Here is a 21,459-nt window from a genome sequence, read left to right on the forward strand (position 1 = left end):
ATATTAAATGGTATTCGAATTGGCCTGTTATTATATACTAATATAGAATTTACCAATTCCGTAAAAAAAACCACAAAAAGAATATACAGCAGATAGCGATGCATTTTAATTTTCCTTCGTAAATTCCATAAAGCAAAAAGCAGCGTTATTAAAACGCATGCTTTTATCGGATTTATGATATCTAGTATATTCAAATTGGGTGTCGTTATAATGGTATATTAATACTATTTAGGAGATCCTTTTTTGATGGATCTGTTGAATAGTCAAAATATGATTCATTGACAGATTGTATATTATTAGGGTCAATAACCTGAATGACAATAACAGGGTCTTCAGATTTATCAATTATGGCAAAACTGAAATGAAATTCGACATTATTATCATCCTTAGCATAGTTTTTAGCCAGACTTCTTATTAAAGCTGTAGAAAAACAATAAGTCCCCTTTTTATAATCTGGTACCATGCTCAGTCCCAAGACTTGTTGCTTTGTAGTATCAACAATCAATCTGAGATACTTATTGTATCCGTAATCTTTAATGGTATCTTTTAGATGTCTCCAGCTTATAGAATACTTTCCTTTTTGATTAGTAACTTTCCCTTTTACTTGGTGAATCTTTAAAACAGCTTTTTCTAGTGTATCTTTACAGACACTGTCACCTTTCTCTTTCAGCCATGCTATTTTCTCATCTAAAGTAGTTTTGGCATAATAATCCGCTAAAGTTATACATTCAGGATTTAGAGTTGTCTTCTGTTCAACACTACTATTTGCCTCTTGGCTGTCTTCTTTTTCTTTTTTACATGCTGCAATGGTCAAAACAGCCATTAAAATTAGGGTACATTTTTTCATGATTAAAGTTATTTAAGGGGTTAATAATTTATATTTCAAATTTTGCAATTACCCAATTTCATCTACCTGGGTTAAACCCTATTTTATCAGATTTTAACCCTATTAATCAACATACCGGCTAAAATAGCAATTTTCCTCTAAATAACTCACATCCGGCTAAAATCCAAATTATTAGGCATAAAACTATATATGTCTTAGGTGTTTACCCAAGTAATAAAATTAAAGGCTGAAGTAGTTTTGGAATAGAAATTATTAATAATGCAACCAGGCAGCTGAAAAGGGTATTATAGAGTAAGCGAAATAAACATTAGAAATTATGCCTAGAGAAATTAAATCAGCAATTGCAAATACAAGATGCTATCCCAAATGATTTTAAAACCGATTAATAAAGCTAATTCCCCGCAGAAATTATAGCAGCTTACGTTACTATAAGGTTCCGCAAAGAATAAGCCAAATGCGGACAAGTCCAATTATTGTGGATTATTATTTTTATATTAATGATTTTCACGCCTGTTTATTTGATGAAAATATCAGGAGTTTTGAAGAAAGGTTAACTCATTTTTTCAGCTGTTGGCTTTTTAATTTGGGCTTTTGCAACAGCGTCGCCTTATACACAAGATCTATTTGCTCCTTTGAATTAATTACTTCCGTGATATTGATTCTTTATACTTTATTGATACCACTTTTATATAAAGGACAATAGACAATATTACATAATTTGTTTTCTAATATATATTAACATAAACTTTTAAATCACAAACTATGAAAAATTTATTTGTCTTTTTACTGTCTTCTTTTAGTGTTGTAATGTTCGGGCAAAATGATCCGCCCGAATATATGAAAAAAGCAGTTGCTGAATATTATGAAGATATTGGCGGAAAAAAAAAGAATAATAGTATCAATCCTATTTTTACAGATACTACAATGATCCCCGAATTCATTATTATGGCAGATGGGATATCAAATTTCATAACTAGCCGTACAAGGCAGCAAGATGATAAAAATAATAAAATACTATTAACACCATCTGCATTAAATCATTTTTTTGCTTCAGAAATATCAAGTTATGTGACGTCTTCAAAAGATCTTACTTTCCAAAAAGCTTATGCAGTGTTAAGTACTTCTGACAAAACATTGTTTTTAGGAGGCACATTTGATACCCGGAAAAAAGAAACAGATGCTGTCAGTTTTTTAATTACTACGGGGATCAAAGGCAAAGTTGATGATGATTTTACAGCAATTTATAAAAATGGAAAATTACAAAATGATTTAGGAATTAACATAAAGTTTCATTGTATAGGCAATGGCAGTATTTACTATGAAGAAGAACAAGAAAAAAAAATAAGCACTTTCCGTGAAAATATTATTGAAAAACTGATTAAAGAAACTGTTTATGATAATGCTCCAGATGACAAAACCGCTAAGGAAAAAGAAACAGATTTTTACAAAAAAATTGCCAAGGAAGAAGTGGATTATATACGAAAATTTCGATTATACACCCTAAGTACAGATCATTGGTTTTCGTTTGAATCATATGTACCTGTTTCACCGCGTCAGTATGAAATAATAAATGATATATCAACAACTGAAAGCAAAAAAGAAGATTTTTATCCATGGTATATTACTGCCGGCGCTACAAAATATTGGAAATGGAGCAGTGGACAGTCATGTTACATCAGTGGATTTGGGAATATTAAAAACAATAATAATATAGAAACGGAAGCACTTACCAAATACACTTTTCCTGTATATAGTTCAGAGAATAGTGCTCTTATTGAAGAAAATAAAACGGTTTATGGAGGTAATTTTCAACAATTCATAACCCCTTCTATAAGTGCTGAATTTGTTAGTTTTTTTGTCCTGGATGGTACATTTGGTTTGAGTTGCGGAGCAGATAAAACTTTTGGGAAATACGATACCTTAAACTGGAAACTTGGAATACCATTTAGTTTAAAAGATAAAGAAGGAAAACCATCTGTCAATTTTGAAGTTGCGTGGAAAGAAGTTGATAAACAACATTTTGTTGGAGTTAATGTCGGATTTACTTTTGGCAAATTCATACAGTGATATAGTAAACAAGTTAAACTTCATAGAAAAATAATATTTATCAATTGTACTTATTTGATAATTTATTTTTGTATTGATTTATCTCATCAATTTTTATAGAAATGTGACAACTAAATTAGTAATAAAATAAAAATGGAAACAAAGAAAAAAACCACAACAGAGTCGGCTTTTGATTTAAATACATCAACATTTTTACCAGCTGAAGAATATAGACATGTTTACAACAATAAAGTAATCTGCGTTACAGATTCTAAAGGTTATCCTGAGCCACATAATAGCAGCCCGAATAAAATCAGGGTAGATGCCACAGATGGATTTATTCCACTTTGGGATTTAGGAGTGATACTGAACTGGCGATTCAGTAAATCATTTGATAGTTATTTTAAAAATCCGGAAGCTGCAAAAAATGGCGTCAGAGATCTTTTTCTGCAGGCAGCAATAGGGTGGAAAGATGCATGTCCTGTTAAATTTCATGAAGTGAAAGACGGCTGGGATTTTGAAATAGAAATGCACATAGAAGATTGTGATCAATCAGGCTGTGTGTTGGCATCAGCATTTTTCCCCGGAGCAGGCCAAAACACATTCTACATATATCCAACCATGTTCAAACAATCTTATCAGGAACAAATAGAAACTATTCAGCATGAAATGGGACACATTTTTGGACTACGACATTTTTTCGCCAACATTAGTGAAACGAGATGGAAAAGCGAATTATTTGGAACAGACACTCCTTTCTCCATTATGAATTATGGTGAGAAAAGTAAGTTAGAAAACAGCGACATTGAGGATTTAAAAAAATTGTATCAATTAGTATGGAGCAATCAATTAACAGAGATTAATGGAACTCCTGTAAAGAAATTCGTTTCGTATCACATGATTGAAAGTAGAACAACGGGTTCTCTGAAATCAAACGACTTAAATCTTGTGCAAATAAATGCTGATGCATCTTCGGACGGATCTATAAACTATTTAAGAGCAGATAATTATTACGTAGATCAGTTTTCATGCGTAATGCATGGATACAGTTATTACAGGCTTACCAACATGCACAATACAAGTGTAATTACAGGTTGTGTCACAAAAAGCTGGCTGTATGAAGGAAGAGAGGTTTTAGAGCATGTTCCCTTTACTTTAGAACCTGGAGCCTGGAAAACGTTTGGATGTTTTTTTGTAACACTGAGCCAGCCCATAACTTTTAAAATTTGCTCCTTTTATGGTAACGTACAAAAATGTAAATGCTAAGGAGTAAATAATTAAAAAACGTATTCTTATTTTTTGATTAAATGGAAACCAGAAATAGATAATCTCTTAAAAAAATTAAAAAACATTCATCAAACAATTATGAAACACAAAAAATTAAATGTAGCTGCTCAGTATGAAGCTGCTATATATACTACCGATGTACTTAAGATTGAATTCATTTTGAACGAAGTTATCCACAATCCTGATACAGCCATTCTTGTCGAACCCGGCAACAATGAATATTATGTTTTTTATACCGGAACAGCTTCGATTCCAGAAGAAAGTACTCATTTTAAAAGTTTTAAAATGGAAAATACCCAAACTAAAAATATGGATCTTCATGAGTATTCAGTATCTATTAAAGGTCGTTGGACTTCAGAAATCGTTAATATTCAGCGTGGTAATTTATTTTTTACAGACATCTGCAATGCAATAAATAAGATACGGGATAAAAATAGTATCAGTATAGCTGTCAATCAGGGAGAAGATGTAAATCGTAAACTATACTTTTATTATAAAAGATGAGAAAGTTAAGGATCAAGTCAAAAAGGGGTCAAGTCAAAAAGGGGGATCAAGGATCAAGTCAAAAAGTTGTGGGGAAATATAAACCATAAAAAAAACTCCTTAATTTCTTAAGGAGTTTCTTGGTGGAGTGTCAGGGGTCACAATCGAACACTTAATAACTATTTTTACATTTTTTGAAACTATAAAATGAAGCATTTTATAACGTTTTACTACTTGACGATTCGAACTTTACAAACCTTTACCTTCTTAAGATAATATTAAACGCAAATATAAATTTACCAGAGAAATCCGCAATCTTGTAAAAAGTGTGTAGCGGATAGACATACCTTATGCGAATTTTTTTTTTGCTTCATCACTTACGGCAGTAAAAAGTTTATCAAATTCCTATCTGGGTCGCGAAATAGTAAAGAACGATTGCCTCAAGACATTGTAGTGGGCTTCTGAACAGTTTTAGTTGTTAAGTTTTTAATGATTTTGTAATTATCATCTACATTTTCAACAAGGAATTCTATGATAACGCTTTTGTTAGTCGCTGGTTCTGCAACACCATCCCCAAAAAAGGCCAATGTTCGTGTACTTACAATTGCCAAGGTAAAAGCCCCGGATTCAACCTCTGCAAGGTCATCTGTTGCCCATTTGGCTTTGGTTGCGGTTACATCCTCAAAAAACTGAATCAAAACTTTTTGGCAAGAGTGATGCCGTAACAATTCTCTTTGTGTGTAGAATAGTTAGTATGGCTGTAAGTCTAGAAAGTCTTTTTATACCGTTGCTCTCCGTTTTTACTTCATTTCATATAGGTTTGATGATCTTCTCACTACTTTTTTGTATACGTCTAATTTGTATTACATATCTGCCCCTGCAAGATTTATATGCATTAAAAATTCAAATGTAGTGGTTTACAATACTACAAAACAGACAGTACAATTAACATTTTATAATAAGCATTTTGTGATAAATTAAAAATTGTTTTTTGAGACTATAAAAATTTAAGCTAAGCAATTTGTGAAGTATTGTTAGCAAAAAACAACGCCATTGGATTCCAATGGCGTTGTTTGTCTTTACAGTGATTCTTACGAACCTGTTTATGTACGATTTTTTTTCCAAGACTTGAAGAAGCTTTTATCGAAAAATAATTAAAATAAAAAAGCTCAAGTAGACTTTATATTTATCACTAGGGCAAAATTAACAACCCACATTATATGAAATATTTTCCTCTCAAAATATTTTATTTTAATTAATAAACGAGAAGCATTCAAAGATAGCTTTCTATGATTAATTTTTATACGTTATATGTTGTATATCTTATATCTATAAAATATTGAGACTGACGATTTCAATAGTAAAAAAATTAAAGTAGGAACTATTGGGTATTGTATTTTTTTATTTCAATTGTCTTATTTTTAGCCATCTAAAAATAAAAAAGAGAAACACGAAAATTATTGATATTATAATTAATTTTAATAATTTTATTTGGTTTTGTAGATTATCATAACTGCTTCTAAGAGTTTTTAATTTGTTTTGGGCATTAATTTGCCTCAGCTTCTCTATATCTAATTTTAGTTGTAATAAGGCAATTTTAAAATATTTTTTTTGATTTAATTCATTTAAAAGAGTAGTACTATTAAGTGGTGGTGGGGATGGCAAATTTACATCGCTTAAAACAAATGGCTTTGTAAAGCTTCTTGAATTTCCACAGGAACTAATAAAAAAAATATTTTTATCATTTTTTTTTGAATATAAAAGCCAAATTTCGCCCTTGTTTGGATGAATGCCACAATCACTAATATAAGATTTTATTTTTTTGATTGTTTTTCCTTTAAAAACTTCTATTGTTTTTATTTCAAAAAATTGATCGTTAACAGTAATAATTTCTCCTAAAAATATGAAATCAGAAGTAGCGTATTCAGCTTCTTTTGAAATCGTCTTACAATCACAGCAGTATGAATTGATCGATACTACCAGTAATAACAGCGTTAATAGTTGTTTTATCATCTTCTTTTAATGTATTTATCATATTCATTCATATACTTTTCTTGCATTCTTTTATTACCTACTTCATTATAAAAATAATACCACATTTTATAAACTGTATTGTGTTTGAATTCATAGGTCGTTGTCTGCCAATATTTACTATCTATTGTTGCTGTATATGCCTTGTAATGATTTTTATTATCATCTCCATAATTCATATCTCCGTGACCATATGCTTCATGAATTGTTAAAGCACGTATATTTGATTTTGTAACTTCAAAATCTGATATATCAAAATTTATATGATATTTTCCACCTTTGAATCCTAAATAAGTAGCATTTGCAGACTCACTAGGTTTAAATGTAAGCACAAAGTCACTTCTGTGTTTAATTGATCCATCATTAAATTGAATTCCATCTAAAGCATCATAATAGACTTTCGCGTTAGTCATATTTCTTACATCATCCGCCGCAATAGGTTTTACAGCAACTTCGCTTTGTTCAACACCTTTAATCTGTATCTTACTATCATATCCAAAATCGGTTTTAAATGAAACATTAAAAAAAACGCCTGCATTATTGGAAGCGGAAGCCCAGTCACCTGTTTGTTTATATTCGTTATAAGCAGCAGCAAAGTGGCTAACCCCGGCACCAATTAATCCAGCACCAACTACAGCCAATGTTCCAACTGAAAATATTGTTAACAAAGTCCCACCAACTATCTCAAGTCCTGCAAATACATCTTTCCAGCCAATCTTCCATTTTTCCCCACTCGGATCGGTATACTTCAATGGATTATTCAATACATATCCATATCGGTTATAATTCTGCGTGTTGCTAGGATCTTGGACATAATTATCTGGCTCCAAGAATCGATGCAACTTAGCGTCATACAGACGTCCATTCATATGTATTAGTTTCACACTTTGCAAATGCTCATGTCCAGTATAACCGCGATCCAATAAAGAAAGTCCGTTTAAAACATTGCCGGCTCCATCTTGTACAAGCACATTTCCCCAGGCATCAAAAAGGCGTTTTTCTAATACTTGCCCTGTATCATCGCTAATTGCTACAATACTACCTTGGTAATCACGTTGTAAATATAAATAATTTTGGATTGACCCATCACCTTTTAACACGACAGGGGCTGTGTATGCATCGCCGCCTATATAGGTTACAAACTCTATTGCTCCTGTTGTAATATTATGTTTAATTTCCATACTCCCATCAGCTGAGTAATATTTGCGTAATGGTCTAAGTAGTTTTTCATTATCTAAACTACCATAAAACATAGTACTGCGACTATTTTCATCGTTATAAGTAAAGCTAATTTTATCTTTTCCTACATCTTCTATTTGATATGGGCTTTTAAAAGCCTTGTAGGTAATATTTTGTTCTTGGTTTGCTTGATAATGTGCCAAAGCATCTGCAGTGGCAGTTATAGAAGTGTTTTGATATGCCTTAGAATTATTGCTGTAATTGTAAGTTCCCACTGCATTTTGTGTGATTCTTCCACGATCATCATAATTTTGAGTTTCGGTCACCCCTGCTGTATTTTTAAAAGAAATTAGTCGATCTAAAGAATCGTAGATAAAACTTTCACTCCAGTTAAATAAACTGTTGGTTCTACTGGTTAAATTACCTGTTAGCGGATTAAATACCGTATTAAAGGTCATAATATTGTTTGGTGAAACAATCAATCTATCATGTTTGGTTTGGGTTATTAAACCATTAGAATCATATGTATTACTAACTCCTATATTCCCATTGGCCATTGTTGCCTCTGTAAGTTGCCCTCTTGCATTGACTGTATTGGTTTGCCACAATATTTGAGAGTTTGCAGTATCTATAATTTGCCATGGCCGTCCATTTTTATAGGTGTGTTGAACGGTTTTAACACTCGTTTTCCCCGCAGCATTAGCAGTAGAGGTTTCAGTATCCAATCTGCCAAAAGCATCGTAGTTCATTTCTTTAGTAAATATTGCGTAAGGTGTAGTTTCAACATAACTAGCTAGTTTTTTATTACTGTCATAAGTATAAACTGTCGTGATGGTGGCATTGTTCTCGAAATTATCCACAAAAGTGCTTGATGTTAATAATTTAGTTGAACTGTCATATGTGTAGCTCGTTGAACTATTTGTATTGGTCCCTACAATAGTTTTCTGAATTAGTTTACCTTCTGCATTTAAGGTATAAGTTGTGGTTCCATTAGGACCGCTTTCTGTTAAAATTTCTCCAAGATCATTATAAGTGTAGTTGTATTCGCCTGCCGAAGAGTCTGTTAATTTGGTTTTCTTGCCCCAACCATCTTGCTCAATAGTAGTTATCACTCCGCTGTAATCTGTACTTTTCAAATTTCCATTAGCAAAGTACGTATAATTAACTGTTCCTCCTGGATTATCAGTCATAGCAACTGTATTACCCAATGCATTTTTGGTAACAATTTTGGTGGTAGCACCATCATTTATTGTAGTATTCAAACCAGAATAGCTTATGCTGCTAATTTTTCCAGTAAAAGCAATATTTTGATTTTTCCTACCATAGGCATCATATCGAGTTTCATTCCATTGTGTAGCACTACTTCCATAGTATGGTTCACTTACTTTTATATTACGGTCATAGATATCATACAAATAGGAAACATTAGAAATATTTCCTGATATATCTTTTACACCGGAGGTTATTTTACGTCCTAAATCGTCGTAGAGTTCCTCGCTGTAGCTGCCTTCATCTCCCGTTACTGTTATTTTTGTTTTTTCGCTATTTCGTACATAGACATAAATATTACTCTTTCCTAAATAGTCAGTAACTTTTGTCTTTTTAAACCAGGAATCATATAAATAGGTGGTGGTTAATCCATAAGGATTAGTTTCCGAATTTAATAACCCGTTAGCCGTATTGTAATTATAAGAAGTAGCTAATCCTTCTATGTCAATACTTTTAGTCAAAAATCTTCCTGATGGATCATACTCATAATTAGTTATCCTTGGAGTCAATCCCGCAGCTGAAATAGTTTTTCTAGTGATATTGCCAAATGTATCATAAATATTGTCCTCAGTAATAAAGCTGGTTGTGTTTTCTCTTTTCTTTACTTGAGTTAGTAGACCGGCTGTATTATATGTATATTGTTCTTCAGAGGTCTTTGTATCTCCTGAAATAGATACACTTTCTGTTTTATTTACAGTCCTTCCCACTACATAAGGTGAAATCGTCGGCGTAGCATAAGTTAAATTTCTTACTGTGGTTTGCTGAGTTGTACCGCCTTCTTTTATAAGAGTGGTTGATTGAGTTGGATTATTAAAGGTATCATATACAACACTATTCTCACTACTGGTATTGTTTAGACCGTTATACTGTTGAGAAGTGGTAAGTTTAAGATTGAAAACTTTATTAATTTCTGTAGAGCTGCTGTAAGTTGATGTTGTTTTAGTAATAAAGTTGCTTGGAGCGGCATTATTGCTGGCATTATAATGTCCCAAGACACTATAGCTTTCAATATTAGCACCACGTAAATTGGTATCAAATTTGGATACAGTTGTTATTATTGGGTTATTATCATCAAACCAATTCGTTTTAGCGGCAGCCTTAAAACCTAAAAAACCTAACCCATTAACATTGGAAATTCCATCATAATAGGAGAATAACTGCTTTTTATAGTCCGTAGCACTTTGTTTTTCCAGCATTGAAACTACTTGCATGCTCGAGGCAGACTCGATATTTGAATTAGGATAGGTTTCTGAATAGGAGCTACCATAAATAGTATTATATTCATCGTCATAATCACTATTTAGAGGCTTATATGTAATAGATTCCGTTACACCATTTCCGGTCCTAATTGATCGTAATAATTGGTCTTGGGCATGGTCTTTATCAGTATTAAAATAAAAAATTTTGTTATTGCTTAAAAACGCTATCTCCATGGTAGGTTCTAATGGCTTGTATTTTGTCATAATACCTCTTCCTGTTGGTAAATAAATAGGGAGCGTATTAAGTTTAATATCAGGACTAAAAACAGAATATTCGGAAACGCTTGAACCGTTATTTAAACCTCCACTAAAGCTTCCGTTCTTATTTATATGGCATTTTAGAAAAATACTTCCTTGTGTTTTTGCAGCATTTAATAATGTATTTATTAAAATTAAATCTGATTTTCCATCTTTATCATAGTCCGAAATAGTATAATTGTACGAAGACGTAGTAGTACTTTGTTTAAAAGGAATATCTATGTAATTTTGTACTTCTTTAAAAAAACTATTCCCTGTTGAAGTATATTTATACCATTCAGAAGAATCATATACCTTTGGAACAATAAAGTCAGTTTTACCATCTCCGTTATAATCTCCCAAAAGTATTGTTTTACTTGTATCAACCGAAATATTAGTATCTGTATAAACCCCTAATGGAACCAGTAGATTTTCATTGTTCAATGTATAAGATGTAACTCTTCCATTTTCAAAAATCAAAAAATCTGATTTTCCGTCCCCATTTAAGTCAGCCACTTCAACCCTGGAATCTGAAGATAGACTTAGTAATAATTCTCCGGAATAAGTTACAATATCTGAGGTAACATCTCTCTTTAAATTTACAAAATAGACCTTTTTTGAGGTAAATTTCACCTGTTTGGGTGAACATAGGGTACCCTTGACTATACTGGAAAGCTCTTGGTCAATGGCAATAACATCCGTAAGTCCATCCCCATTAAAATCGCCAGAAAGTATTTTTTTTGGAAATATTCGATTGGCATACACTACATTACAGCTTTTAATATCTATTCCAACAGATTGGGTAGGAAAACTGGCCACCTGTTCATATTGATAATAGACTGGCGATACTGTTCCTGCGCTATATACTGTAAAGGTATAGTTGGTATCTGTCTTTTTTGCTACCGACCACCCTTGTTTTGCCCATAATTTGTTATTCCATGTAAGCCAATTCATCGGGAAAATTGTTTCAAATTCTCCTACATTATGCTCATAACCTATATTTGTATAATTTCCTGTACCAAGATCAGAAAAAAACCAATATTTTTTTTTGCTATCAGTACCAGTGGTTGGATAGAGTAAAAATTCCATTTTTTCATTACCGGCAAAATCTCCTGATATAGTTGCAGCATTTGAAGATGTTATATTTCCAACGCTTAAACTTGTTGTAAGATCACCAGAATTTAACCAATCTAGAGTATTTTGATAAGTAAAAATAGTAGGATTATAACTTTTTGTATTGTCACCGCTTTTCTCCGTTATACTTGTTAAACGTTCATAGCCTGATGAATTTGTATTGTGAGCTAATTGATAGTTTCTAAAACCAATACCGGAACTACTAACTTGAATTTTATCAAGTATTGTGTTATTGATAAAACTTTCATTTTGAATGTAATATTGTTCTGGTCTTACACGTGTTTTATATACGAAATCGATACTATTTATAGCAGTATTAGTGCTGACATTTCCATATTTTATATTCTTTATTTTGAGTATACCGTTATCAGTTAAATATTCATATGAAATTCTAACACCTTGAGGGTTTTCCCAATAAGTAATTGACCATTCGGTTTTAGAGCTTGAATTTAATGCATTATATCCATACCAAGCTGTAGAGCCATCAGGATATTCTACTTTAAAATAAGACGGACCATAATTTGATCCCGCCCAATTCACGCCATAAGATGTAATTTTTATATTCGAAAAATTTTCGGTTTCATATTGAGTTCCATTACCTCCATATGTTCCTGAAGTACCATTTTTTATTACTAGGCGCTCTCCATCTAAAGCGAAGCGATCTAATTCATCAAAATCTACCCCATCGATAACGTTGTCATGGAATTTTGTCGAAGGTATTCTTGTTATTTTAGAAACTCCTGTAATGTTCCAGCCATATCCAGCCATACCATTTGATGCTTGGCTATTGTATGCTAAACTTATTTTGGGAGCAACTCCATTGATTCCGGTCGGGACTAGAATTGGAATATCGTAGGTAGCTCCTCCAGATAGTGAAACAGACAATTGCCCTTCAGTTGATCCGACTTCGGTCGAGTTTCCGGTAGGCGTTATTGCAGTGGCTGAAAGTTTCTTTGCAGTAGAAGTCGAGCTCAGTTGATTCGTAATATTATTTTCTGGATTGTCCGCTCTTTTAATTGTAACTAGGCCTTTGACTGGCGTACCTCCCATTTCTTGTGCGAATGTAAACAAAGAAAATCCTAAAAAGATTATAGTAAAGTAAAGTTGTTTCATATCTTATTTTTTAACTATTTTAATTGTCTTTTCATCTCCATTTTTGTACTGCAACTGCACGAAATACATTCCTGTTGGATAACTTTGAAAAGCTACATTTTGATTGTTTTTTTTATTTAGATTGGAGATTGACTGAAGTACCTGCCCATTCAAACTAAATACTTTTATAGAAGAAACATAATTTTCATCGATAAGTTCCCATTGAAGATATAATTCTTCCTTTACAGGGTTCGGATAATATGAAATAACATCTTGTGAAGAGAATTTTTGCAAATCTTCTTCTTCTAATGCTGTTATCTTTTTGGACATTTTTGAAGTTGTTGCACAATTAATGCATAATAATCTTTGAATTTGATTACCTGCATTATCATAAGAAAAAATAATGCGGTCAGCTGCTTGCGACTGACATAAAAAACAACACAATAACATTAGTAATGTAATAAATTTGCTCATTTTCCGATAGATTTTAGAATATATGAGCAAAACTATACTTATTAAAACTACTTAACAATACCAACTTTTAGTGATATTTAAAGGCTTATGAAGATGAGATATTTTTAGTGTTTTTATCTTAGAGATATAATAAATAATTGCATTTTACAAATAGAAAATATTTGAAGTAAATCTAAAGCCTAGAGCTTATCTGTAAGATTAAAGGAGCGTGCTATTTTAGTAGCGGGAAGCATTCAATTATCTAACCATTTTATTGAAGATTATTACCGGATAATTGCACTTGCCTCTTAAAATATTTATTGAAAAATCTTTTACATTTTTGGGAATCTTTTGGAGATGAAAAATAATTTTGAAGGCGCTTTATAAGCGCCTTCATAAGCAAAGGAGAATATGATTCAGTATAATTAATAAATCCAGTAATGTAATTTCAAAAAGTCTTCCAGCTTCTTTTACTTTTTTAGTTATATGTTTATCAGATTCAGATGCTGTAAGATTTACTGAAGGATGATTGTGAATTATCATAAGTGATGTAGCATTTGCCTTAAGAGCTACTGAAAATATTAATCTAAGATCTACAACAGTTCCGGTGATTCCTCCAGAAGAGATTTCATAATTTCCAAGTGCCTTGTGAGCTTGATTTTTTCAATTTTATATAGGTAAAAAGTTTCAGGACTATCAGATGTGTCCATAATTTTAAAACATAATGTTTAAGCACTTCCTTAACTTTTTTTTTGGCAAATTTGAACGAAGCATTAGTTTCACTTTATTAAATTTTTTGGTCGATTTCAAACCCGATCGTTTTTGCATAAGCACTTAAATCAATTGCAGCAACTGTTCCAATGGACTGCTGTAGATATCTTGTAAGCTGAAGGAAAAATGTAACTAATGAATTTTCCTTGTCGCTAAATGTAATGCTATCAAATTTTCTGTTTAAATAATAATCATTTATTCTATTGTCAAAATCTTTACTACCGGTATCTTCTGAACCAGTATAATTAACATAAAAACTGCCATAATCTACGGCGCAGCCCATCTCGATTGTCTGCAATTTTTCTAAATTTTTCAGATGATTTTCAATGGTGTTGTTATTAGCATGAGTAAATGAATTGGTACTTGATAATATCCCTCCGACGATTTTTGTTAATGGACGAGCAGGTACTTCCACTCCGGCATTAATTATTTTGACAGATGTCCTTTTTAAACTTCTGACACTCTCAATTTTTTTACCTGCATATACAAAAAAATTATCATCTCCTACTTTTCCCTGTAAGTCAGGTTTTACTTCAAAAACAGCATATACTCCTTCTGCAGGAATATAATGAATTCCATTCTGGGTAAAAACAAAAGGAGTGTACTGCTGATCATAAATAACTAAATCTAATTGATGACTCAAACTTCCTGTACTGTCAATTACTATTGCTTTATCAACACAATACCTATTAGGAAGATATTTTCTAAGCCATTCTATCCAAACATTTTCTAATGAATCTCCTTTTGATCCGGGATGTAAAATAAATTCTCTGTTGGTATTTAGCTGGGCAACCATTTGTTTTTGCAACCCGTTGAATAAATCTCCTATATTAATTTTATTATTCATATCTATAAATTTTATTTTTAAAGTGAACATAAAAACCAAGTTCTATCTCATTATTAGCGCAACCTATAATCAGCAGTGCTGGGTTTTTGATTGATACTTCAGGATCATCTGCGATGGAATTAACAGTTTTTATATCTATAGCACTTGGAATTGCTAAATTATTTGGATGAGTATGCCACTCTCCGACATAATATTTTTTGGGCTCTTCCTTATAGAATTGATTCAATTTATCCTCAATACCTATTGCATCTCTCTCAAACATATAGGGAGTACCTTTATATTTATTTGGTAAAATTGTATCTGTTATTCTAAGATGATTTTGACTTTCTGAATAATAACCAATTAAAAAACCTCCAAACTCATTTGGATAATGTTTTTTCCCAATATATACTAAATTGCTTATTAAATCGCCATCAATATCAAGCGTCAAACCTAATTCTTTAATTTTATACATCAAAACTCTTCCAATTTTATTGAAAACGCATCGTTTTCATTAGTTTGTAAAACAAAATTTCTCAGCGCTTTTCCGTGCCTCATCTTTACATTAATATTTTTTAAAGCATACTGCACTAAAACCGCAATATCGTTATAAGAAGCTTTAAATGTTGGACTCCAGCATCCCGTCGGATTATAAACATCCTCAATATCATTCTGCAGTACGTTTTCATATTGATTCATTACCCATGAGTAGTGGCTGGATTCTGTACCACATACTAATGCCTTTGCATTATTTGTAATTGACAACGTTACTAATTGGCGAAGGGACAGCTGGCTTAATATATGCATCAAATCATTATCAGTAGAACAATCGAAAATTAAATCATAGTTATCCAATGCTTTCTCAAGGCCTTTTAAATTCTGAGGGCGGTTAAAAACCTTAGTATGTACATGAAAAAATTGATTATCCATAATTTGCACTTCTACAAATGGAGAAATTGAAGTGAGAATTTCTTTTAGCTCGTCCACTTTATTTGTTATCCCATTGGAGAAAGCATACTCCGATCGGCAAACATTTTCAGGCTCTTTAACATCATGATCAATTACATGAATATTTTTACATCCTCCCCTTACTAACGTTGTTGCGACCATACTGCCGATTGCCCCGGTTCCAATTATCAATATTTTGGCATTTGCTATCTCATCAGTGAATTTCCCTCTTCCAAAAAAATATTCGTAGGAGCTATTCCTCGTCATCATCCAATCAATTTTCTGATCTATAAAAAAACCTCCCCACATCTGATTTATTTTTTCATGCCCGATTGGGAATCTGCCAAATTCAAGCATTGCTGCCTGCCAATGTATTTCAGTCTCAGAAATTTTATATCCAATAATTAATGGAATCGGCGCACCAATTGCCTTTTGATTATTTCGCTCCAATCCGTGAAGAAATGTAAAAAATCCTGCCGGAACTTTACCTTGCAGATCCTTCCAGTTATTTATGATAAAACGGGTTTGAACCGCTGGAGGCTTTTCCATGAATACGTATACACCAAATTGGGTATTAGCTGAAGGTAAATTAGCATAAGTTGAGCTCCACTTTGAAGATGCTATTATTTTGCTGTACTTGTCCTTAAAATTCAGGATGATGCGGTTATTAATTTTTGTATCGTAAAATAACCCTGAATGAATTTGGGCAAAATCAAAAAAACCAAAATCACCATATTGGAATGTGTGCTCTGTATCAGTAAAGATAAATGAGTGATGTTCATCTTTATATTTTACAGGTTGCATAATTATATGCTCATAATGGTCATCATGCTCTTTATTCACAAAATACCGCTGAATCCATCTCTTCAATGAGGAAAAATCTATTTCGAGCTTCTTTTTTACATCAAAACTATGTGCCGTGTGGATGCAAATTGAACCATCACCCATAACATGCCCATATTTTATTAATTCTTTATTATAAAAAGTAATAGCTTCTGCGTTTAATCTTTTCAGAGGATATTCAGGAAGAACTTTTACAGCAAAGCTCAAAGCATCTCCAATTTCATTGTAAATAACTTTAACCTTTCCAACAGCATTTAAATCTTGGTCAACAACAAAAGTCTCTTCAATAAGAACCCTGTCGAGACCGCTAATAATGCTCTGAACTTTCTTTAACTTATCTTCCATAATTATCCAAAACGTTCAGTTTTAGGAGGAGTAGAATAAAACCCGTTTCCTTTGTTTTCATATTTGTTATCACTTTCTTCTTCCTCAATAAATTTTGGATTTTCTGGGAAATAAGTTTTGATATTTTCCTCGTTATCTTCAATTCTTTCAAGCATATTCTTCATATCATCGGAGAGAGTCTGTCTTTCTGAAACAGTCAGAGTATCAATTAAATCATTAGAGCCGTTTCCTGGATCCTTCAATGTAAAACTTTCGCCGGTAACTTCGTCACGGATATATTCCAATACCGTTTCTAATTTACTCCACAAATTCCCCGATATATCTTTATTATCAAAAGCTTTAAGAGTAATCAACTCTAAAAAGAAAGATTTCGTAGGATAATTATATTTGGTGTTTTTCCAGACTTTTAGTAGACGAATAATTTTTCTAATGGAATCTTTTTCTTTAGTTGCCCTATCTTTAATATTTTTTATTTGAGCCTGTACATTGGTTTTAATCCTCTCACTTCCCTGATCAAAATTTCCATATTTGTAGTAAACATATAGATTAAGATTTTCATCATCTTTATATTGATCCTGTGTTAATTCACGTCCAGGCACAACATCAATCTTTACAACATCACCGTCTTCATCTGCAAAAAACTCAATCCCAATGGAAACTTTTTGTTTTCTAACACTTGCTTCATCCTTATATTTATCATATAAAAAATCAAAAACATCTTCATACATCTGCTTTAATGTGCCATTTGAACCAAATGCATTTCTTTTGAAAGGACAGACCATATCAAAATCAAACTTAATATTCACGGCCGTATTTTTTGCGTAGGAACCAGAGCTAAAGGGTGAATAAATATTATCTTCATATTTCTTCTCCAAGGATTCCTTAACTTCTTTATTTTTGTCTTTATGCTTTTTTAAAAGCTGCTCTTCTTTGGTAATTTGATGTGTTTTAATTACCGAATCTAAATGTAAACTCTTATCCATAATATTTTTATTTTATTGCTTTCATTGATATTAAATTATCTAGATTATCTTTCGGAGTGGCATTTGCTTCACTCCTTAAATATTCTTTTCCAATTCCTTGTATGTATGTCACTCTCGATCTAATAGTCCAGCTTGGATAATTCCAAACGACTGTTTTAATAATGTATCCTTTTTTCAATAATTCTATTGTATTGGCTTCTGTAGTTTTATCACCCATACTCCATGTATCACCATCATTTACTGGATGTAACATTACGTGCGTAATATTGTCCTTCGAATCTTTCCAAACACCGGATATTACATAATTTGCTGATTTACTCATAATATATATTTTAGTTAAAACGTTCTTATACATTGTAATGCTACATAAATTTCATAAATTGCCATTGATATGGAAATTTTTAAAAAAATTTAAGCATTACAATATATAAATGAAGTCAGATAATAGAATTGTTGCATCATTTGATGAGAAACGCAAAGCAATTCAGGAGGTTTATACTCCTGAATTTTATGCTGATCTTTTCAAGCACGCTATAGTAAGACTTAAAACTGTTTTTGGAATCAAGTACAACCATGACAAGGGATTTAGAGGCATTATGGTTGAAGATATGATCAATGATACTATTGAAGCTTTCTTTAAAGATGGTGGCAGAAATTGGTATCCAGAGAAATTCCCTGATTTCCGAATGCAGATAATAAGTGCCTTAGATAGTGTTATTTCAAATACATTAAATGGTGAGCTTGACAAGGCTAACGAAACATTTGAAATTTTAGAGAATGATATTGAAATGTCTTTTGACGATTCTGACTATCAATCATTACTATCTATATGCCATGATGAATTAACCGCTATGGGTGCAACGGATTATGAATTATTACTGTTCGAACCATACATAATCAATGGCATGAAAAGAAATGATTTGTCAGAACTCTTAGGAATCAGCAACGAAGAACTGACAAATATAAAAAAGCGACTTGATCGCAAATTACCATATATAAAAGAAAAACTGAAAGTGTTGAATTATGAAAAATAACTTCATCAAAAAGATAGACGAGGCAATTATCTCCCAAATTATTGAAGGTGATTCTAGTACTTATGATGAAATCCTTAAAGAGGAAGGTTTTGATATAAATGAAATTGAAACTTATGCTCTCAAGAATTTTCGCAAGCACTCATTTTTATTAAAAGGATATATTAATAAACAGAGAGATACTGATTTATTAGAAAAAGCTTCTGCATTACTGCAAAATGCAATTACGAAAAATATTGACAAGCCTATTAGCTATTTAAAATCTTTAATTGCCAATAATCAATTTCAGGTTCAATATAGAAATTTAGACAGCTTGGGAATTGATGAGATTAAGGAAATAATTAAAGACCAGAATTTATTAGAACTTCTGGAGCAATTGGAAAATGATCAGAAATAGGCGCGGTTCTAATAGAGCTAAAGCTTTATTGGAAGAAATTGGCTTCGATGAGATTACTGACATTCCGATGGATATTTTTGTTGCCGGTCTTGGAGCAACATTAATAGAAGAAAAATTACCAAACTCAGACGGTAAAATCATTAGAGGTAATTCTAAAACATTAATAAAAGTGAATTCGGATATTGAGTTCGAAGAAAGAAAGCGTTTTACAATTGCGCATGAAATTGGACATTATCTACTTCATGACAAATTAGACTTAGAAGTTCATAATGAAACATCCAATACCTTGAATTGGTTTAACACTGCTGAGAGCCAGGCAAAAAAAGGAATTCAAGAATGGGAAGCTAATGATTTTGCGTCAGAACTCTTAATGCCTGAAGCTATAATACGAAAAGCTGTATTTAGAAAAAAATTCTCTCCTGATTTAGTAAAGGAACTATCTGCAAGATTTAAAACCAGTTTGACTTCTATTATTTACAAATTACTATCACTAAATGTCTATCCTCTGTTTGTAGTTTTTATTAACAATGGCCAAGTTAAATATTGGAGTAAATCAGATAGTTATTGGATAAAAATTAAAGAAATCACTAAATTACCTCCGCCTGAAGATTCTGTTGCCCAGGAATACATTGATGGCAAATACGAGTTTCTCTATTCGGGAAAAGAAAAGGCCCAGTCTATCTATAAATCAACATGGTTCGAATTAAAGGATGGGGAGGAGGACAGTGATTTCTTCGAATACTGCATTCCTTACAAACAGCTGAAAACTATTATAAGTGTCATTTGGGAAGAATAATTTACATTGACTATTTCTTATCGTTTTTATTATAAAATTTAAAATATTAAATCCTAAAAATGACTATCTACGAAAATGAACCAAAAACATGGAAAGATTTACAAAACAAAGCTGCGGAGATTTTAGCGATATGCGGTTATGTTTGTGAAACAGAAAAAGAGATAATTACTGTAAGGGAAAAAGTTAACGTTGACGTGTTGGCAGAAATAAATAACCAAATGTCTCGAAGTGTAATCATCTGTGAATGTAAATTCTGGAAAAAAAAAGTACCAAAACATGTTGTACACTCCTTTCGTACAGTAGTTAATGACTACGGAGCCAATTATGGACTTATAATTTCAAAGATGGGTTTTCAGAGCGGGGCATTTGACGCAATTAAAAATACCAATGTTCAATTAGTTAATTGGACTGAATTTGCAAATACCTTTAGGGCAGAATGGATCAGAAAAAAATTGATTGCAATTTCTAAGACAACACAGCCTTTATACGATTATGTCAGTGTCGGTTGTATGGTATTTTTTAAAGAACAGCTTTCTAAACTTTCTCAAGATGAAATTGAAAAATATCACTACTTGACGGAAAAATATTTTAACCCCGTTTTTGCCTCAGCAAATATTGATTACAAAAATGAAGAAACAAAAGAATTTGACATTGAAATGTTTGATAATTTACTCCCTCATTATATTAAAGAATTAAATATTAATTGTACTTCCTATGAAAGATATTTTCTTAATTTAGAAAAAATTTGTGCTGAAGGATTGATTGAATTTGACATATTATTTAAAGAACAGTTGCGTCGATAATTATTAAGACTTCTTAAAATCAGCATAGTTGTAGCTTTTTTAAACAGAGGCTTTGCAATCTCTATATGTTTTCTTATGAAAATGGGATTTTGCAACTGTATTTAAGTACTTGGTTACCAATAAGTTTTCTCATGGAAATCTTTAAATATTTGTAATATACTAAAGATTAATATTTGTGTAGCGTAAAGAAGAACACTTCGTAGAGCAGGACAACTATTTTCTGACCTTTAAATTGTAGTTTTTTGGTAGTGTCTCACTAACTGTGTAAGTTGAAAAGTTATTCTGAAAAATATTTGAGCTCTTTTAAAAAGCTCAAAAAATATTTTTCGGAAATAACTTTTTGTTATTTTTAACCTTACATATTATGATTGACAAAGACGACTTATTAAACAGCAAGGA

General features: G+C 31.9%; 17 protein-coding genes and 1 pseudogene. 7 read left to right on the forward strand and 11 right to left on the reverse strand.

Annotated features, from left to right (window positions below; all coding sequences use genetic code 11):
• Positions 1–205: 205 nt before the first annotated feature.
• Positions 206–847: a hypothetical protein gene (locus tag GXM17_RS10135; protein ID WP_163399220.1), complete on the reverse strand. Its 642-nt coding sequence runs from the start codon at positions 845–847 to the stop codon at positions 206–208.
• A gap of 762 nt (positions 848–1,609) precedes the next feature.
• Here GXM17_RS10135 and GXM17_RS10140 point away from each other — a divergent pair.
• From GXM17_RS10140 to GXM17_RS10150, 3 genes are all read left to right on the forward strand, one after another.
• Complete coding sequence (locus tag GXM17_RS10140) at positions 1,610–2,914, forward strand: hypothetical protein (protein WP_163399221.1); 1,305 nt, start codon at positions 1,610–1,612, stop codon at positions 2,912–2,914.
• A 132-nt stretch (positions 2,915–3,046) separates the two neighbouring features.
• The gene (locus GXM17_RS21665; RefSeq protein ID WP_208796432.1) at positions 3,047–4,159 is read left to right on the forward strand and encodes a matrixin family metalloprotease; all 1,113 of its coding nucleotides are present in this window, start codon (positions 3,047–3,049) and stop codon (positions 4,157–4,159) included.
• Between the two features lie 99 nt (positions 4,160–4,258).
• Complete coding sequence (locus GXM17_RS10150) at positions 4,259–4,684, forward strand: hypothetical protein (RefSeq protein ID WP_163399222.1); 426 nt, start codon at positions 4,259–4,261, stop codon at positions 4,682–4,684.
• A gap of 419 nt (positions 4,685–5,103) precedes the next feature.
• Here GXM17_RS10150 and GXM17_RS10155 read toward each other — a convergent pair whose 3' ends face one another.
• The 10 genes and pseudogenes from GXM17_RS10155 to GXM17_RS10200 form a co-directional block, all read right to left on the reverse strand.
• Positions 5,104–5,361: a hypothetical protein gene (locus GXM17_RS10155; RefSeq protein WP_208796433.1), complete on the reverse strand. Its 258-nt coding sequence runs from the start codon at positions 5,359–5,361 to the stop codon at positions 5,104–5,106.
• A 703-nt stretch (positions 5,362–6,064) separates the two neighbouring features.
• Positions 6,065–6,676 carry a hypothetical protein gene (locus tag GXM17_RS10160; protein ID WP_163399223.1) on the reverse strand — a complete coding sequence of 204 codons (612 nt, stop codon included), beginning with the start codon at positions 6,674–6,676 and terminating at the stop codon, positions 6,065–6,067.
• Positions 6,673–12,885, reverse strand: coding sequence for an RHS repeat-associated core domain-containing protein (locus GXM17_RS10165; protein WP_163399224.1), 6,213 nt, complete (start codon positions 12,883–12,885; stop codon positions 6,673–6,675). The genes GXM17_RS10160 and GXM17_RS10165 overlap by 4 nt, the downstream gene beginning before the upstream one ends.
• Before the next feature lie 3 nt (positions 12,886–12,888).
• Positions 12,889–13,338 carry a T9SS type A sorting domain-containing protein gene (locus GXM17_RS10170; RefSeq protein ID WP_244307372.1) on the reverse strand — a complete coding sequence of 150 codons (450 nt, stop codon included), beginning with the start codon at positions 13,336–13,338 and terminating at the stop codon, positions 12,889–12,891.
• Positions 13,339–13,710: 372 nt separating this feature from the next.
• Positions 13,711–13,968: pseudogene (locus tag GXM17_RS10175) on the reverse strand (JAB domain-containing protein); the annotation flags it as partial.
• Positions 13,969–14,104: 136 nt separating this feature from the next.
• Positions 14,105–14,935 carry a DUF6602 domain-containing protein gene (locus GXM17_RS10180; RefSeq protein ID WP_163399225.1) on the reverse strand — a complete coding sequence of 277 codons (831 nt, stop codon included), beginning with the start codon at positions 14,933–14,935 and terminating at the stop codon, positions 14,105–14,107.
• Entirely contained in the window at positions 14,928–15,389 is a 462-nt protein-coding gene (locus GXM17_RS10185) for a Mov34/MPN/PAD-1 family protein (RefSeq protein WP_244307373.1), read from the reverse strand. Before GXM17_RS10185 ends, GXM17_RS10180 begins: the two co-directional genes overlap by 8 nt.
• Positions 15,389–17,050, reverse strand: coding sequence for a ThiF family adenylyltransferase (locus GXM17_RS10190; RefSeq protein ID WP_163399226.1), 1,662 nt, complete (start codon positions 17,048–17,050; stop codon positions 15,389–15,391). Before GXM17_RS10190 ends, GXM17_RS10185 begins: the two co-directional genes overlap by 1 nt.
• A 2-nt stretch (positions 17,051–17,052) precedes the next feature.
• Positions 17,053–18,033 (reverse strand): nucleotidyltransferase family protein, encoded by a 981-nt coding sequence (locus tag GXM17_RS10195; RefSeq protein WP_163399227.1) that lies wholly within the window; start codon positions 18,031–18,033, stop codon positions 17,053–17,055.
• A gap of 7 nt (positions 18,034–18,040) precedes the next feature.
• Positions 18,041–18,355, reverse strand: coding sequence for a DUF3892 domain-containing protein (locus tag GXM17_RS10200; protein WP_163399228.1), 315 nt, complete (start codon positions 18,353–18,355; stop codon positions 18,041–18,043).
• A gap of 109 nt (positions 18,356–18,464) precedes the next feature.
• On the opposite strand from GXM17_RS10200, the gene GXM17_RS10205 reads away from it, so the two are divergent.
• Genes GXM17_RS10205 through GXM17_RS10220 form a run of 4 tightly spaced genes read left to right on the forward strand, consistent with a single transcriptional unit; the run spans position 18,465 to position 21,060 of the window.
• Positions 18,465–19,067, forward strand: a complete 603-nt coding sequence (locus GXM17_RS10205) for a hypothetical protein (RefSeq protein ID WP_163399229.1) — start codon at positions 18,465–18,467, stop codon at positions 19,065–19,067.
• A complete protein-coding gene (locus tag GXM17_RS10210) occupies positions 19,057–19,461 on the forward strand; it encodes a hypothetical protein (protein ID WP_163399230.1) in 405 nt (134 codons plus the stop codon). Before GXM17_RS10205 ends, GXM17_RS10210 begins: the two co-directional genes overlap by 11 nt.
• Entirely contained in the window at positions 19,448–20,257 is an 810-nt protein-coding gene (locus tag GXM17_RS10215; protein ID WP_163399231.1) for an ImmA/IrrE family metallo-endopeptidase, read from the forward strand. The genes GXM17_RS10210 and GXM17_RS10215 overlap by 14 nt, the downstream gene beginning before the upstream one ends.
• A gap of 59 nt (positions 20,258–20,316) precedes the next feature.
• Positions 20,317–21,060 (forward strand): restriction endonuclease, encoded by a 744-nt coding sequence (locus tag GXM17_RS10220; RefSeq protein WP_163399232.1) that lies wholly within the window; start codon positions 20,317–20,319, stop codon positions 21,058–21,060.
• Positions 21,061–21,459: the final 399 nt, after the last annotated feature.

This window comes from Flavobacterium fluviatile, from assembly GCF_010645065.1.
In the GTDB taxonomy this organism is placed as follows: domain Bacteria; phylum Bacteroidota; class Bacteroidia; order Flavobacteriales; family Flavobacteriaceae; genus Flavobacterium; species Flavobacterium fluviatile.

Excerpts from the sequence above, each read along its gene's own strand:
- GXM17_RS10135 (WP_163399220.1), bottom strand. The coding sequence starts at position 847 with ATGAAAAAATGTACCCTAATTTTAATGGCTGTTTTGACCATTGCAGCA.
- GXM17_RS10140 (WP_163399221.1), top strand. The coding sequence starts at position 1,610 with ATGAAAAATTTATTTGTCTTTTTACTGTCTTCTTTTAGTGTTGTAATG.
- GXM17_RS21665 (WP_208796432.1), top strand. The coding sequence starts at position 3,047 with ATGGAAACAAAGAAAAAAACCACAACAGAGTCGGCTTTTGATTTAAAT.
- GXM17_RS10150 (WP_163399222.1), top strand. The coding sequence starts at position 4,259 with ATGAAACACAAAAAATTAAATGTAGCTGCTCAGTATGAAGCTGCTATA.
- GXM17_RS10160 (WP_163399223.1), bottom strand. The coding sequence starts at position 6,676 with ATGATAAAACAACTATTAACGCTGTTATTACTGGTAGTATCGATCAAT.
- GXM17_RS10165 (WP_163399224.1), bottom strand. The coding sequence starts at position 12,885 with ATGAAACAACTTTACTTTACTATAATCTTTTTAGGATTTTCTTTGTTT.
- GXM17_RS10170 (WP_244307372.1), bottom strand. The coding sequence starts at position 13,338 with ATGAGCAAATTTATTACATTACTAATGTTATTGTGTTGTTTTTTATGT.
- GXM17_RS10180 (WP_163399225.1), bottom strand. The coding sequence starts at position 14,935 with ATGAATAATAAAATTAATATAGGAGATTTATTCAACGGGTTGCAAAAA.
- GXM17_RS10185 (WP_244307373.1), bottom strand. The coding sequence starts at position 15,389 with ATGTATAAAATTAAAGAATTAGGTTTGACGCTTGATATTGATGGCGAT.
- GXM17_RS10190 (WP_163399226.1), bottom strand. The coding sequence starts at position 17,050 with ATGGAAGATAAGTTAAAGAAAGTTCAGAGCATTATTAGCGGTCTCGAC.
- GXM17_RS10195 (WP_163399227.1), bottom strand. The coding sequence starts at position 18,033 with ATGGATAAGAGTTTACATTTAGATTCGGTAATTAAAACACATCAAATT.
- GXM17_RS10200 (WP_163399228.1), bottom strand. The coding sequence starts at position 18,355 with ATGAGTAAATCAGCAAATTATGTAATATCCGGTGTTTGGAAAGATTCG.
- GXM17_RS10205 (WP_163399229.1), top strand. The coding sequence starts at position 18,465 with ATGAAGTCAGATAATAGAATTGTTGCATCATTTGATGAGAAACGCAAA.
- GXM17_RS10210 (WP_163399230.1), top strand. The coding sequence starts at position 19,057 with ATGAAAAATAACTTCATCAAAAAGATAGACGAGGCAATTATCTCCCAA.
- GXM17_RS10215 (WP_163399231.1), top strand. The coding sequence starts at position 19,448 with ATGATCAGAAATAGGCGCGGTTCTAATAGAGCTAAAGCTTTATTGGAA.
- GXM17_RS10220 (WP_163399232.1), top strand. The coding sequence starts at position 20,317 with ATGACTATCTACGAAAATGAACCAAAAACATGGAAAGATTTACAAAAC.